At 70.4% G+C, this 14645-nt stretch carries 16 protein-coding genes and 1 tRNA gene; 9 read left to right on the plus strand and 8 right to left on the minus strand.

Annotation, left to right across the window (positions count from 1 at the left end):
* Positions 1 to 7 precede the first annotated feature (7 nt).
* The 4 genes from ACGH48_RS14850 to ACGH48_RS14865 all read right to left on the minus strand — a co-directional run bounded on the left by ACGH48_RS14850 (position 8) and on the right by ACGH48_RS14865 (position 3257).
* The gene (locus ACGH48_RS14850; protein ID WP_396289131.1) at positions 8 to 379 is read right to left on the minus strand and encodes a VOC family protein; all 372 of its coding nucleotides are present in this window, start codon (positions 377 to 379) and stop codon (positions 8 to 10) included.
* Between the two features lie 107 nt (positions 380 to 486).
* On the minus strand, positions 487 to 1182 hold the full coding sequence (locus tag ACGH48_RS14855) for a helix-turn-helix transcriptional regulator (protein ID WP_396289132.1): 696 nt from the start codon (positions 1180 to 1182) through the stop codon (positions 487 to 489).
* Positions 1179 to 1679, minus strand: a complete 501-nt coding sequence (locus ACGH48_RS14860; RefSeq protein WP_396289133.1) for an AAA family ATPase — start codon at positions 1677 to 1679, stop codon at positions 1179 to 1181. The genes ACGH48_RS14855 and ACGH48_RS14860 overlap by 4 nt, the downstream gene beginning before the upstream one ends.
* Positions 1680 to 1775: 96 nt before the next feature.
* On the minus strand, positions 1776 to 3257 hold the full coding sequence (locus ACGH48_RS14865) for a mannitol dehydrogenase family protein (RefSeq protein WP_396289134.1): 1482 nt from the start codon (positions 3255 to 3257) through the stop codon (positions 1776 to 1778).
* Between the two features lie 184 nt (positions 3258 to 3441).
* On the opposite strand from ACGH48_RS14865, the gene ACGH48_RS14870 reads away from it, so the two are divergent.
* The 8 genes from ACGH48_RS14870 to ACGH48_RS14905 all read left to right on the plus strand — a co-directional run bounded on the left by ACGH48_RS14870 (position 3442) and on the right by ACGH48_RS14905 (position 12008).
* The gene (locus ACGH48_RS14870; protein ID WP_185021486.1) at positions 3442 to 4080 is read left to right on the plus strand and encodes a TetR/AcrR family transcriptional regulator; all 639 of its coding nucleotides are present in this window, start codon (positions 3442 to 3444) and stop codon (positions 4078 to 4080) included.
* Between the two features lie 74 nt (positions 4081 to 4154).
* A complete protein-coding gene (locus ACGH48_RS14875) occupies positions 4155 to 6833 on the plus strand; it encodes an MMPL family transporter (RefSeq protein WP_396289135.1) in 2679 nt (892 codons plus the stop codon).
* A 235-nt stretch (positions 6834 to 7068) separates the two neighbouring features.
* Positions 7069 to 7509 carry a MarR family winged helix-turn-helix transcriptional regulator gene (locus tag ACGH48_RS14880; protein ID WP_123314145.1) on the plus strand — a complete coding sequence of 147 codons (441 nt, stop codon included), beginning with the start codon at positions 7069 to 7071 and terminating at the stop codon, positions 7507 to 7509.
* Positions 7510 to 7560: 51 nt separating this feature from the next.
* The gene (locus tag ACGH48_RS14885) at positions 7561 to 7773 is read left to right on the plus strand and encodes a hypothetical protein (protein WP_173169183.1); all 213 of its coding nucleotides are present in this window, start codon (positions 7561 to 7563) and stop codon (positions 7771 to 7773) included.
* A gap of 40 nt (positions 7774 to 7813) precedes the next feature.
* Positions 7814 to 8905: an alkene reductase gene (locus tag ACGH48_RS14890; RefSeq protein ID WP_340196776.1), complete on the plus strand. Its 1092-nt coding sequence runs from the start codon at positions 7814 to 7816 to the stop codon at positions 8903 to 8905.
* A 264-nt stretch (positions 8906 to 9169) separates the two neighbouring features.
* Entirely contained in the window at positions 9170 to 11296 is a 2127-nt protein-coding gene (locus ACGH48_RS14895) for an acyltransferase family protein (RefSeq protein ID WP_396289136.1), read from the plus strand.
* Between the two features lie 22 nt (positions 11297 to 11318).
* On the plus strand, positions 11319 to 11579 hold the full coding sequence (locus tag ACGH48_RS14900; RefSeq protein WP_222658388.1) for a hypothetical protein: 261 nt from the start codon (positions 11319 to 11321) through the stop codon (positions 11577 to 11579).
* Between the two features lie 105 nt (positions 11580 to 11684).
* Entirely contained in the window at positions 11685 to 12008 is a 324-nt protein-coding gene (locus ACGH48_RS14905; RefSeq protein ID WP_396289137.1) for a DUF4190 domain-containing protein, read from the plus strand.
* Positions 12009 to 12076: 68 nt separating this feature from the next.
* Here the strand turns inward: ACGH48_RS14905 and ACGH48_RS14910 are convergent, their stop codons facing one another.
* The gene (locus ACGH48_RS14910; protein ID WP_396289138.1) at positions 12077 to 12451 is read right to left on the minus strand and encodes an HIT family protein; all 375 of its coding nucleotides are present in this window, start codon (positions 12449 to 12451) and stop codon (positions 12077 to 12079) included.
* Positions 12452 to 12487: 36 nt separating this feature from the next.
* Between ACGH48_RS14910 and ACGH48_RS14915 the strand changes: the two genes are divergently transcribed.
* Complete coding sequence (locus ACGH48_RS14915; protein ID WP_396289139.1) at positions 12488 to 12646, plus strand: hypothetical protein; 159 nt, start codon at positions 12488 to 12490, stop codon at positions 12644 to 12646.
* A gap of 11 nt (positions 12647 to 12657) precedes the next feature.
* On the opposite strand, the gene ACGH48_RS14920 is transcribed toward ACGH48_RS14915, so the two are convergent.
* The 3 genes from ACGH48_RS14920 to ACGH48_RS14930 all read right to left on the minus strand — a co-directional run bounded on the left by ACGH48_RS14920 (position 12658) and on the right by ACGH48_RS14930 (position 14634).
* The gene (locus ACGH48_RS14920) at positions 12658 to 13089 is read right to left on the minus strand and encodes a hypothetical protein (protein WP_123314151.1); all 432 of its coding nucleotides are present in this window, start codon (positions 13087 to 13089) and stop codon (positions 12658 to 12660) included.
* Between the two features lie 576 nt (positions 13090 to 13665).
* Positions 13666 to 13738 (minus strand) — tRNA-Arg (locus tag ACGH48_RS14925).
* Positions 13739 to 13848: 110 nt separating this feature from the next.
* On the minus strand, positions 13849 to 14634 hold the full coding sequence (locus ACGH48_RS14930) for a dienelactone hydrolase family protein (protein ID WP_396289140.1): 786 nt from the start codon (positions 14632 to 14634) through the stop codon (positions 13849 to 13851).
* Positions 14635 to 14645: the final 11 nt, after the last annotated feature.

Here is a 14645-nt window from a genome sequence, read left to right on the forward strand (position 1 = left end):
TACATGCTCAGGCAGGGCGACCGAAGAGGTTCACGAGGTTACGGTCGGGGTCGCGGAACAGCGCCGACCGGTTGCCCCACGGCATCGTCGTCGGCGGCAGCACCACGTCGTCGAGGTCATCACGCAACTCCTCGAACACGGCGTCGACGTCGGCCACCACGAACTCGAGGAACACGCCGCCGTTCGTGCGGGGCTCCGGCGCAGCCGGTCCGAGCATCGCCACGGTCGCGGGCGTCCCGAGCGCCAGGACCAGCCCCCCGGTCACGATCTCGGCGAAGACCGGGGCCGGCCGCCGTGCCGTGGTGCCGGTGACCAGCTCGTAGAACCGCACCATCCCGTCGAGGTCGTCGGTGATGATCCGGATGGATGCGAACTGCATGGTGAACCCTCCTGGCCGGCCACCGTGACCGGACTCGTCGAGCCTGCGGGGCCCCCGCGACAGCGTCCTGTCGGTGTTTCGGCGGATCAGCACGCGGATCGGGCGGCTCAGTCGCCGAGCACCGGACGCAGCACGCCGTGCGGGATGTCGAGTTCGTCGAGGTGGACCACCCGTGGCGGGGCCGGCTCGTCGGTCTCCTCGACCGCCAGCACCCGGTCACCACGGAAGGCCCGGACGCCGTCACGCAACCGGCACCAAGCGACGAGGTACCAGTCCTCGCCCTTCCCGATGTACCCGAGCGGTTCGACGACGCGATCGGTCTCCGCGCCCGCTGCGTCGCGGTACCGCATCCGGACGACGCGCCCGCCGGTCAGTGCACCGGCGAGCGCCGTGGGAGCAGGGGTGCGCTCCCCCGACTCGAGCAGGTGCACCCGGTTCGCGAGCCGCGCTGCCCGTCGGGCGTCGTCCTCGGCCAGCACCGCGGTGACCTTGCGGGCGGCGCTGCGAGCCGCGTCCCGGAAGGGGCTGGAACCGAGCGTGCCGAGGCCGATCGCCACCGCGAGCGCCTCGTCGACGGTCAGCCCGAGCGGCGGGAGCGTCGCACGGGCGTCGATCGTGTACCCGCCAGTCCTGCCGGGCTCGGCCCAGATCGGCACGCCGGCCTGCTGCAGGGACAGTAGGTCCCGCTCCACCGTGCGCACGCTCACCCCGAACCGCTCGGCGAGTCGGCGCGCGCTCCGCAGGGCGGGCGCGGCGGCGCGGAGCTCCTCGACGAGCGCGTACAGGCGGTCGGTCCGGTTCACGACGAACCGCGCAACCAGTCGACGATCTGCGGGAGCACCGGGTCGTATCCGTCGGTCGTGTCGACCTCCAGCCGTGGGACGCCGAGATCGAGCGGCGCGGTGACGACCGGCGCGTTGCGCGCGACCCGGTCGTTCAGCTCCTGTGGGTGACCGCGGGCGACGAATCGGTCGAACGCCAGCGCGGATCGGCAGTGCACGTTCCGCACGTCCCCGGCCGCCACCAGGGCAGAGCGCACGTCAGCCTCGGACTGACCGCGGTACAGCGTCGCGTCGGCGATGACGCTGCACCCGGCTGCCGCGAGGTGCGCCGTCGCAGTCCAGAACAACCGGACGCCGTGCGACACGACCTCGTCGCGACCGAGGTCGGCGCCGGCCATCAACCCGGCGTACAGCTGGTCGCGGTCGACGCGCGGCCAGCCGAGTTCGGCGGCGAGCGCCGACGCGAGCGTCGTCTTGCCGCTCCCGGGAGCGCCACTGATGAGCGCGATCGTCGCCATGGTCTCGACGCTACCGGGCACCGGACGGGAGGCGCGGTGCCAGCTGGCACCGCGCCTCCCGTCCGCCATGCCGCCACGCGCAGGGCGCGACTCGCGTCAGGAACGCGACAAGCGTTCGACGGTGGCGTGGGCGCCGTCGGCGATGAGCCCGTCGAGGGCGTCGCGGTACGCCGCGACGAACCGTTCGTCGTCGATCAGGTCGCCGAACACCTGGCGGTTCGCGATGAAGGCGAGCCGGTCGTCGCGCTGCGTGAGCGCGATGCGGTGCAGCGGTTCGGCCAGCCGGTCGACGATCTGGATCGGCTCGCCGGACTCGTCCGTGCCCTCGTCGTAGCGCGCCCACGACGCGACGATGCCGGCGGACAGCGTGACGGGGCGATCGGCGGCGAGGTTCTCGCGCACGACGGGCAGCAGCCACTTCGGGATCCGGTCGCTCGACTCGGCACAGAGCCGGGCCAGGGTGTCGCGGACCTCGGGGTTCTGGAAGCGCTCGATGAGGGTGGACTTGTAGTCCTCGAGGTCGATGCCGGGTACGGGGTGCAGGGTCGGCGAGCCCTCTTCGTCCATGTACCGGCGCAGGAAGGTGGCGATCGCCGGGTCCTGCGTGGCCTCGTGCGCGTACCGGTACCCGGACAGGTACCCGAAGTAGCACAGGCCCTGGTGCGAGGCGTTGAGCAGCCGGAGCTTCATGAGTTCGTACGGCTCGACGTCCTCGACGATCTGCACGTCCGCGTCCTGGTACGGCGGGCGCCCCGCGGGGTGGTCGTCCTCGAGCACCCACTGGAAGAAGGGTTCGGCGACGACGGGCCAGGCGTCCTCGATGCCGAGCTCGTCGCGGACCCAGGCGCGGTCCTCGTCGGCGGTGACCGGCGTGATGCGGTCGACCATCGAGTTCGGGAACGACACGTGCTCGTCCATCCAGTCCGCGAACGCCGGGTCCTGCAGGCGCGCGTAGGCGGTGAACATGTCGCGGGCGACGTGGCCGTTGCCCTGGATGTTGTCGCACGACATCACGGTGAACGGCTGCTCGCCGCGGTCACGCCGTCGACGCAGGGCTTCGACGACGAGGCCGAACACCGTGCGGGGCGGGCCGTCACCGAGCAGGTCGGCCGCGACCCCGGGTTCGTCCGCGACGAACTCGCCGGTGACGTGGTCGAAGTTGTAGCCGCCCTCTGTGATGGTCAGGCTGACGATCCTGGTGTCCGGGTGCGCCATCTTCTCGACCACGGCGTCCGGGTCGTCGACCGCGAGCAGGTAGTCGACGATGCTGCCGACGACGCGGGACTCGCGGGTGCCGTCCGGGTGCTTGAGGACGAGCGTGTACAGCCCGCCCTGCTCCGCCATCGCGGTGGCCATCCGGCGGTCCTGTTCGAGGACACCGACGCCGCAGATGCCGTACTCACGCGCTTCGCCCTGCTGGAGCAGTCGGTCGATCACCATCGCCTGGTGCGCACGGTGGAAGCCGCCGACGCCGAAGTGCACGATGCCGGCGGTGATCCCGCTGCGGTCGTAGGTCGGGACGGCGACGCCGCTCGCGGCGATCTCGTCGAGGGTCTCCGGGGACAGGCGGACGGGCATCGGGTACTCCTTCGTACGGCGGACGTGCTGGCGGTCGCGCCGCCGGTCGCACCGGCGGTCGTGCTGGGTGCAGTCAACCACGTGCACATCTGTTCAGAACCGTGTTTCCACCGCGGGGTACGAACCTGAAGATGTACTCCTGCTCGTTGCACCGAGTGCATCGATGCACCTAGTGTTCTCATCTGTGACCCTCACGACCGACCGCCGCGCTGCCCTCAAGGCGAAGCACCGTGCGGCGATCCTGCAGGCCGCTCGTGACCTGATCGACGAACGCGGCGGCCGTGAGTTCAGCGTCGACGACCTGGCGGCGCGGGCCGACATCGCCCGGCGCACGGTGTTCAACCACTTCGCCTCGCTCGACGAGGTCCTGCTGGCCGTGTGCGAGCAGGAACTGTCCGTGATCATCGACCGGTTCCTCGCCGACATGGCGCGCACCCCGATCGGCGACGGCAGCCGGGCCTCGATGTTCGACGAGCTCGAGTCCGCCGCACGCGGCGCCGACCTGGCGGCCGCGATCTCGAGCATGTACCGGATCCTCGGCGACCCGGGCAAGGACGACCCGAAGGCCGCGGTCCTCACCCAGACGGCGTTCTCCCGGGTCACCGAGCGACTCCGTGACGAGGTCGCACGCCGCTACCCGGCGGCCGATCCCCTCGATGCCGCCCTGCTCGTCGAGTCGCTCATGAGCGGCATCGTCGTGATCGCGGAACACTGGCTGGCCACCTCCGGCCCCGCGATCGACGAGCAGTCCGTCGCCGACTGGGACGCCCTGCTGGCACGACTCGTGCACAGCGTCCGCAGCGGCTACATGCCCACCGACTGACACTTCCCTCCCAGGGGTCCACCGGCGCACCCCGCTCCACACAGCACCTGCAACGAAAGGAACGGGGCAACCGCATGGCCGGTCTCCTCTACCGTCTCGGACGGTTCTCCGCACGACGCCACTGGCTCGTGATCATCACCTGGGTGGTGATCATGGCCGTCGCCGGCGTCACCTACAGCCTGTTCTCGGGCACGATCTCGTCGGCGATCTCGATCCCCAACACCAAGACGAGTCAGGTGCAGGACGAGCTCGCCGACAAGTTCCCATCCGCGAACGGCGGCAACGGCACGATCGTCTTCGAGACGAAGAACGGCAAGGCGTTCACCGACGCGCAGAAGTCGGAGGTCGCGGACTTCCTGGCCGAGGTCGAGAAGCTCGACGGCGTCAAGGGCGCGACGAGCGGGTTCGACACCCAGGACCAGCTCGACGAGCAGCGCCAGAAGATCGTCGACGGCCGCAAGGAGATCACCGACGGCCGCGCGAAGCTCGAGACCGGACAGGACCAGCTCGACGCCCAGAAGGCGCAGCTGACGTCCGGCAAGCAGCAGATCGCCGACGCGCAGGCGCAGTTGGACGCGCAGAAGGCCCAGGCGCAGGCAGCCGGCTCCGCAGCGGTCCCGGCAGCGCAGGCGCAGGCCGCGGCGGCGCAGCTCCAGCAGGCGCAGGCCCAGATCGACGCCCAGCAGGCGCAGATCGACGCCGGCGAGCAGCAGATCGCCGACGCGCAGAAGACGATCGACGCGAACACGAAGAAGCTCGACGACAGCGCCGAGGAGCTGGAGCAGGGCTCGAAGCTCCTCGACCTGTCGAAGGACGTCCGCTTCGTGTCGTCGAACGGCAGCGCGGTCATCGGCACCGTCCAGTTCACGAAGTCGACCTACGAGGTCCCCGCCGACACGAAGACGGCGATCGCGGACGACGCCGAATCGGCCGACATCAGCGGCGTCAACGTCTACGTGTCGAACGACATCGCCCAGGGTGTGCCGTCGATCCTCGGCCCGGGCGAGATCGTCGGTGTCATCATCGCCGCGCTCGTGCTCTTCCTGATGCTCCGCACGATCATCGGTGCGGCGATCCCGCTCGTCAGCGCCGTGCTCGGCGTCGGTGTGGCCTCACTCGCCTCGCTGTCGTTCTCCGGCCTGGTCGAGTTCATCTCGGTCACGCCCGTGCTGGGGGTGATGCTGGGCCTGGCGGTCGGCATCGACTACTCGCTCTTCATCCTGAACCGACACCGCACGCAGCTGAAGCAGGGCATGCAGGTGCACGAGTCCATCGGCCTCGCGAACGGCACCTCGGGCAACGCCGTGGTGTTCGCCGGCGCCACCGTCATCGTCGCCCTGCTCGCGCTGAACATCACCGGGATCCCGTTCCTCGGCCTCATGGGCACCGTCGGTGCGGTCGCGGTGTTCTTCGCGATCCTCATCGCCACGTCCTTCACGCCGGCACTGCTGTCCCTGATCGGGATGCGGATCCTGCGGAAGAAGGAGCGCGCGAAGATCGGCAACACCGGCTCGACCCGGGTGCCGAACAAGCCGATGAAGACCTGGCGCGCGATCGTCACGCTCGTCGCCGGCGTCGCCGTGCTCGGCACCATCGCGCTCCCCGCGACGCAGATGCGCCTCGGCCTGCCGACCGGCGCGTCCGAGTCCGTCGACTCGAGCCAGTACAAGGCGTACAAGGCCCTCGACGAGGAGTTCGGCGCCGGTCAGAACGGCCCGCTGCTCGTCGTCGCGACGCTGCCCGAGTCGATCAGCAAGTCCGACGTCACCGCGACCGAGGTCACCATCGGCGAGGCCCTGGCGAAGAACGACGACGTCAAGGCCGTGCTGCCGATCGGCACCTCGTCGGACCGCGACATCATCGCGTTCCAGGTGAAGCCGGCCGGAGGACCGGACAGCATCTCGACCGAGAACCTCGTGAAGGACCTGCGTGAGCAGACCGTCACGACCGACGACGGCACCGTCTCGCTCGGCGTCGCGGGCAACGCGTCGGCCAACATCGACGTGTCCGAGAAGCTGTCGAACGTCCTGCCGCTCTACCTCGTGGTGGTCGTCGGCCTGTCGCTCATCATCCTGATCATCGTGTTCCGGTCCTTCCTGGTCCCGATCACGGCGACGGCGGGCTTCATCCTGTCGGTGATGGCGTCCTTCGGTGGCCTGACCGCGATCTACCAGTGGGGCTGGCTCGGCTCCGTGTTCGGCGTGCACGACCCGGCGCCGATCCTGAGCTTCCTGCCCATCATCGAGATCGGCATCCTGTTCGGCCTGGCGATGGACTACCAGCTGTTCCTGGTGTCCGGCATGCGTGAGGCCTACGCCCACGGCGCCTCGGCGAAGGTCGCGGTCCAGCGCGGGCTGCACGCCGGTCGCGCGGTGGTCACGGCAGCGGCGATCATCATGATCTCGGTGTTCGCGGGCTTCATCTTCTCGGACTCCTCCACCATCAAGCCGATCGGCTTCGGGCTGGCGTTCGGTGTGCTCATCGACGCGTTCGTCGTCCGCATGCTGCTCATCCCGGCTGCGATGCACCTGCTCGGCCAGAGCGCGTGGTGGTTCCCGAAGTGGCTCGACCGGATCGTGCCGGACGTCGACGTCGAGGGCGCGAAGCTCGAGCGGTCGCACCCCGTCGCCGGTCAGCCCGGTCAGCCCGGCCAGCCCGGCCACGAGGACACCCACACGGGCTCGCACGCCCTCCCCGTGGCGCCGGACGCCAACGCGCACGACTCGGGGCACCCGCCCGCGCACCGCGCGTAGTCGACGCACCCAGCCTGGAGGCCCGGGGCCGGTCCACGAGACCGGCCCCGGGCATCCCGTGCGTGCGCCCACCCCGCGCTCGGCGACCTGCGACCCGCAACCCGGAGCGCCTGCAACTCTTGCGTCCGCGCCAGTGCGACAAGGTCGATGTCGTACGACGTCGACCTTGTCGTATCGACCCGCGAAGCCCACAGCGCCCCGAGAACACTTCGTGGGCGAACGGTATCGTGGGCGCATGACCACCGATCCCGACCCGCTCGCGCTCGACCGGCAGCTCTGCTTCGCCCTCGCGGCGACGAGCCGGAGCGTCATCGGGCTGTACCGCGACCTGCTCGAACCGATGGGCCTGACGCATCCGCAGTACCTCGTGATGCTCGCGCTCTGGGAACGGGACCCGCGGTCGGTGCGCGAGATCGCCGGCGAGCTCCGGCTCGACTCCGCGACGCTCAGCCCCTTGCTCAAGCGGCTCGAGGCCTCGGGCTACGTCCGCCGGACCCGCAGCGCAGCGGACGAACGACAGCTCGAGGTCTCGCTCACCACGGCCGGGCGGGCACTGCGCGACCGGGCCCGGGCGGTCCCGCTGGCCGTCGCCGACCGGCTCGGCTGGCCACTCGAACGCCTCGAGGCGCTCAAGGACGACCTGACCGAGCTGCTGGATCGTGTCGACCAGGTGTGATCTGCGGCCGATGGTGCCATAATGGTTCGTGCACGAACGAAAGGATGCACCGTGGGTCGCTTCGGCAAGTGGTACGAACGGTGGAACACGACGCTCATCAACAAGATGGGTCCGTCACAGATCGGCGCCGGGCACCCCGAAGGTGTCGACGATCGGTCGGTGGACCGCGGCTGCCCCATCTGCGGCAAGCCCCTCTCGCTGCACCAGGTGATCCGCCCCGAGGGCCAGGTCCGCTCCTCGACGCTGGTGTGCCCGCGCGACTGACGGCGGGAATTGCACCGAGCAACACGACGTTGCTCCCCTCGTGAAGCTCTTCGAACCCACCTCCTTCGGCGCCCTGCGCCTGTCGAACCGCGTCGTCATGGCCCCGCTCACGCGCACCCGCGCCGGCGAGCACGGGATCCCGAACGACCTGCTCGTCGAGCACTACCGTCAGCGTGCGGGCCTCGGCATGATCATCACCGAGGGCACCTGGCCCGTGCAGGAGGGGCGCTCCTACCCCGGGCAGCCCGGCATCGAGACCGACGAGCAGATCGCCGGCTGGCGCCGCGTCGCCGACGCCGTGCACGCCGAGGGCGGCACCATCGTGATGCAGCTCATGCACGGTGGCCGCGTCTCCCACCCGGACATCTCGCAGACACCGCGCATCGTCGCCCCGAGCGCCATCGCCGCCCCCGGACAGACCCACACCGCCACCGGCAAGGCCGACATGCCCGTCCCCCACGAGCTGACCACCGCCGAGGTGCAGGACGCCGTGCAGGGCTTCGCGCAGGCCGCCCGCAACGCGATCGCCGCCGGACTCGACGGCGTCGAGGTCCACGGCGCCAACGGCTACCTCGTGCACGAGTTCATGTCCCCGGTGTCGAACACGCGCACCGACCAGTACGGCGGCTCCCCCGAGAACCGCGCCCGCTTCGCGATCGAGGTCACGACCGCCGTCGCCGAGGCCGTCGGCGCGGACCGCACCGGCATCCGCCTGTCGCCCGAGCACGGCATCCAGGGCGTCATCGAGGACGACGCGGCCGACGTCCGCGCGACCTACACGGCGATCGCCGAGGGCCTCGCCCCGCTCGGACTCGCGTTCATCGACGTCCTGCACGCCGAGCCGACCGGCGACCTGGTGCAGCACGTCCGTCGTACCGCGGGCGCACCGTTCATCGTCAACTCGGGCTTCAGCGCGATGACCACGCGTGAGGAAGCGATCACCGTCGTGCACGACCAGGACATCGCCGACGCGATCGCCGTCGGCCGTCCCGCCATCGCGAACCCGGACCTCGCCCACCGCTGGGAGCAGGACGCGGAGCTCAACGAGCCCCGCCCGGAGCTCTTCTACGGCGCGGGCGCCGAGGGCTACACCGACTACCCGTCGCTGGCCGAGGTGCGCGCGACCGTCTGACGCTGCGCGCGGTTCCGCCGGGGTTCCGCCGGGGTTCCGCGACGCCCCGCGTGCGTGCTGCCGAGGTTCCACGACACCCCGCGTGCGTTCCGTCGAGGTTCCGATCAGGACGGTGCGTGCCCGCGAGGTTCCGAGATCTCGGAACCTCGCGGGGTGGGGGGCGAGCGAACGACGGACGGGAGGCCCGTGGCGGGACCGCCACGGGCCTCCCGTCTTCTCGCATACCGTCCCAGGGCATGACGCACGTCTCGTAGGATCGTCGCAGTGAACACTGCAACGCCGGGCGAGCGGGGCCCCGCGCACCGCGCGCGCGACACGACGCGGTGGGACATCCAGGGTCTCCGCGCCTTCGCGGTGCTGGCCGTCGTCGTGTACCACCTCTGGCCGCACGCCCTGCGGGGCGGCTTCGTCGGCGTCGACGTCTTCTTCGTGATCTCCGGGTTCCTCATCACGGGACTCCTGCTGCGCGAACAGCTCGCCACCGGCACGATCCACCTCGGCCGGTTCTGGTCACGCCGGGCCAAACGCCTGCTGCCGGCCGCGCTCCTCACCATCCTGACCACCGGCGCCGCAGTGCTCGTCGCCGTACCGAGCGCGCTGTGGGGGCAGTACGGCCGCGAGCTCATCGCGTCGACCGTCTACCTGCAGAACTGGGAGCTGGCGGCGAACTCGGTCGACTACCTGGCCTCGGCCGACGACCCCTCGCCGTTCCAGCACTTCTGGTCGCTGTCGGTCGAGGAGCAGTTCTACATCGTCCTGCCCCTGCTGCTGATCGGGCTGGCGGTGGCCGTCCGCGGTCGCCTCTCGACGCTGACGACCGCACGACTGTTGCTCGGTGCGGTCGTCGTCCTGTCCCTGGTGTGGAGCATCGTGCAGAGCAGCACGAACCCCGGCGTCGCGTACTTCTCCACCGGCACCCGGGCGTGGGAGTTCGCGCTCGGCGGCCTCGCCGCGACCGTGCACCTGCCCGAGGTCCGCACCGAGGTCGCCCGACGAGTGCGGATGATCCTGACGAGCATCGGCGCCGTCGCCCTCGTCCTGTCGCTGTTCGTCATCGGCGCGGCGACGCCGTTCCCCGGGATCGCCGCGCTGCTCCCCGTCGCCGGCGCGACCCTCGTGGTGCTGTTCGGCGGACGCACCGTGTTCGAGTCGATCGGAGCGCTCGGCCCGGTCGCGTTCACCGGACGGATCTCGTACGCCCTGTACCTGTGGCACTGGCCGCTCGTCGTGATCCTGCCGATCATGCTCGGGCGCCCGCTCGACTGGGCGACCAGCACCTCGGTGCTCCTGGTGTCGGTCGGGCTCGCCACAGCCACGACCATCTGGTTCGAGGAACCCGTCCGGTTCTCGAGCTGGCTGCGTGACCTGCGGCCCCGCGGGGTCGTCGCCCTCGGCGTCATCTGCACCTTCACGGTCGTGACCCTCGGCGCCTCGACCCTGACCGCGGTCTACGTGCAGGAGGTCCACGCGGAAGGCGCCACCAAGCAACTCACGAAGCAGCTCGCGACCGAACGGGCGCAGCACGACGAGTCCTGCATCGGCGCCGCGGCACGGATCAGCTCCGCCGACCCCTGCGTCGACCCGGCGCTGGCCGACACGCGCGTCCCCGACCCCGCCGCTGCCGAGGACGACGACGCGAACCGCCCCGAGTGCTGGAGCGGCACCTTCCGCACCTGCGTGCTCGGCAAGGCGACCGGCTGGTCCAAGCACCTGATCGTCATCGGCGACTCGCACAGCAACGCCCTGCTCGGCGCCTACGAGAAGATCGCCGACGACAACGGGTGGCGCATCGACCTGGCCGGCATCGGCGGGTGCTACCTCACCACGGCGCAGCAGAACTCGGTGAACGCCGGCTCGCTGCGCGGCTGCAACGCCTGGAAGCACGCGGCCATCGACTACGTCCGCGCCCACCGCGACGCCGACGCGCTGGTCGTCACCCACTCCGCCACGCAGATGCCCGTCAGCCTGCCGGCCGGCCCCTCCCGCGACATCGCGACCCGCAACGGCCTCGTCGACGCCTGGGAGCAGGCCGCCGGCGACGAGCTCCCCGTCATCGCCATCCGCGACAACCCGGTCCCCCGACCCGATGTCATCGCGTGCGTGAGCAAGATGTCCGGGCCGACGAACGCGTCGTGCGACCGGCCCCGCTCCGAGGCCCTCGCCCAGACCGACTCGTCGATCGAGGCCGTGCGGGCGTTCAAGGCCGCCGGAGGACGAGCCGGGGTCATCGACCTGACCGACTACTACTGCACCGAGACGACGTGTCCCGCGGTGATCGGCGGCGTGCTGGTCTACCGGGACACGACGCACATCACGGCGACGTGGGCGACGTCCTTGGAGCCGTACCTCGAGCGCGGGCTGCAGAAGCAGCTCACGGCGCTCGAGCGCTGAGCTGGGCGATACTCTCGACCACGTGAACAACGGTTGGCGTGACGGCATCCTGGTCGTCTGGCTCGTGTCCCTGCTCGTGTCGATCGCCCTGTGGGTCTCCATGGCCGTCATCATCAGCAAGGGCGCGAGCGGGGTGGACCTACTGCCGCTCGTGCCCATCCTGGAGCAAGCCGCAGAAGCGGTGACCGCCGGCTGGTTCGGGTCGCTGCTGCTGTGGCTCGCAGTGAGCGCCGTCGTGAAGGAGCACCACAAGGACCGGCAGCAGGCCGCGCGGGAGCGCTGACCCACCCGAACGCGGGCCTCCGCTGCGGGCGCCGTCCCTCTACTCTTGGGCCGGACCTCGCACGCCCGCAGCTCGCCACGTGCGCCGACTGAACGGAAGACACCCGTGACCGACCTCGCCCCCGAGCCTTCCGCGCCGGCCACCTCCGCCCCGGCCGCCTCCGCCCCGAGCACGGACGGGACGCCCGGACTCGCCCCGCTGAGCCTGCTCGCCGTCGTGGCGATCGCGCTCGCCTTCGTCGCCCCGATCGGCGGTGTCGTCGTCGGGTTCATCGCGCGGCACGAGGTCCGACGGACCGGCGAGCGCGGTGACGGACTGGCGTTCGCGGCCATCCTGATCGGCGCGACGCTGACGCTGTTCGGCGTGCTCGTCCCCGGAGCCCTCGCGCTGTCCGGCGTCATCGACTCGACGATCCACCCCTGGGGCTGACTCGACGCCCCGTCCTTCCACCGGCCGCTGGCCGCTGGCCATTGGCCACTGGCCACTGGCCACCGCGCTCAGTAGTGCCCGCGCCCGATGACGGCGTGCCGCACCCCGCCTGCCGGCGCCGGCACATCGCCGGCGAAACGCGGGATGACGTGCAGGTGGGCGTGGAAGACGGTCTGGCCGGCGGCCGATCCGTCGTTGAACCCGACGTTGTAGCCGTCCGGATGGTGTTGCTCGTCGAGGCGGTCCTTCAGCAGCGCCACCATCCGGGTCATCGCGGAGAGCTCACCCTCGGTCGCATCGAACCAGCTGGTGATCCGCCGCTTCGGGATGACGAGCGTGTGGCCAGGTGACACCGGGTGTGCATCGAGGACCGCGAAGACGAGCTCGTCGTCCGCGACCCACTTCGCGCGAGGTATCCGTTCGAACACGGACGTCGTCGTCATGTTCCCCATCCAACCTCGCCGTGCTTCACTCGGACCATGACCTCGACGACCGTCCTCGCCTCCTGTGCTGTCGGGAACGTCGACTGCCACGACACCGCGTCGGTCGACCTGTTTCCCCCGCTCGTCGTCGTCGGGCTCGTCGTCGTGGCGCTGGTCGTGCTGGGGATCGCGCTGCTCGGGCGTCGGCGCCGGTGATCTGAAGCGGGTCAGACGCTGACGATCTCCACCTGCCGCGCGGGAAGAGCGCCGTGCGACGCGGTCGCCAAGCGTGCCGGGAGCACGATGCCCCCAGCGCAGTGCGCCAGGTAGTCGAGGAACGCTCCGACGGTGCTCGACGAGCTGGGCTGCTCGCCGGGTTCGCGCATGTCCTCTGCTGCACGCACGTCGAGCGCACCGTCGACGTCCATGACGGCGATCCGACGGATGCCTCGCCGCGCTCGCACGAAGACGTTGGCGTACCCGCCGACGTTCTCGATCCGACGCAGGAGCACCGGCAGGCGTTCGTGCTCCAGTGCAACGACGACAGGACAGTGTCCGTCGACGTCGACCACCTCGAGTACGAGTTCTGCGAAGGGGCCGACCGCGAGGGCACGATCGACCTCGACACGGAAGATGTCGAGCTCGGCAAGTTCAGTCATCACTGCCTCTCATGTCCCGGATTGTAACGGCGTACGCCGTCAGGCGGACCAGCGCAGCGTCCAAGTGTTCAGCGACGTCCGCGACACGGTGCAACGGTCCGATCGAGCTGACTGTGCCGTCCTCGTGGTGAAGGTGCACGTGTCCGTGGCAGCAGTCCACGCGCGCGACCTCCCGCCACGCTCCGTCGAGCTGCAGAGCGATCACGATCAACGCGAAGTCGACGAGTCGACCGTCTGCCCGGTAGAGCCGGTGGTCCAGCCGCATCGTGTCCGTGTCGTCGAGGCTCTGGTACCAGCTCCGTTCGACGCAGTCTCGTCGATCGGGCGGGCGGAAGCGGCCGCGTTCTTGATCCGCGGCGGCACGTTCCGCAGCGAGGCGCGCGCGGCGCACGTCTCGCCGTGGTTGCTGACCTCGCCGAACCATGCCAGGAAGGTAGACCCGGACGCACCCGAACCCCAAGGACTTCGAATGCAACATTCGAACTTGCGCACGAGCCGCCACCAACGACGAAGGGCCCCAGCGGAATCCGCCGGGGCCCTTCATCTGTTCGGTGTCATGCCGTTGAACCGGCACTGTGCGCTCGAAGGGACTCGAACCCCCAACCTTCTGATCCGTAGTCAGATGCTCTATCCATTGAGCTACGAGCGCGTGGCCTTGCGGCCGTGGAAGACTCTACAACAGCTCCGGCCCGGGCGCCAATCGAGGCCCCCCGGCCGCTCCACTCGGCGTGTCGCGAGGCGACAGCCGAGCCCCCGACGTCACAGCGCCGCGGCCTCCTCGCCGAACACCTCGGCCAGGAACACACGCAGGGCCTGCCACGATCGACGGTCCGCGCGCTCCTGGTACTGGGCGCCGTGGTCGGGGGCATCGGTGCCGGGAACGGCGAACGCGTGCATGGCCCCGGCGTACGTGACGACCTGCCAGTCGACGCCGGGTTCGGTCCGCATCTCGTCCTGCCAGGCGTGCACGGCGTCGTCGGGCACGACGGGGTCCGCTCCGCCGGTCAGGACGAGCAGCTTCGCCCGGATCGCCGAGGCGTCGGCGGGGTCGTGCGTGATGAGGCCGCCGTGGAACGACACCGCTCCGACCAGGTCGGCGCCGGTGCGTGCGAGCTCGATCGCGGTGGAGCCGCCGAAGCAGTAGCCGATGACGGCGATGCGGGCGGAGTCCACGTCGGGGTCCTGCCGCAGCCGCTCGAGTCCGGCGGTGGCGCGTGCCCGGAGCAGCGGCAGGTCCTGGTAGTACGAACCGGCGACCTGGCCGGCGGTGTCGTCACCGGGCCGGACGCCGGCGCCGTAGATGTCCGCGCCGAAGGCCACGTAGCCGAGGCGGGCGAGCATCGTCACGCGCGCTTCGACGTGCTCGTTCACGCCGTGCCAGTCGTGCACCACCAGGACGGCGGGGCGGGGCCCGGCGATGGCCGCGTCCTTCGCGAGCACGCCGAGCAGGTCGGTGCCCTCGTGGTCGTAGTGGACGGGCTCGACACGGATGTCGGCGCCGGCGGGTTCGGGAACGGTCTGCAGGACGTCGTCGATGGTGGTCACGTCATCCGACG

It is taken from the genome of Curtobacterium pomorum (assembly GCF_044497295.1).
Taxonomy (GTDB): Bacteria; Actinomycetota; Actinomycetes; order Actinomycetales; family Microbacteriaceae; genus Curtobacterium.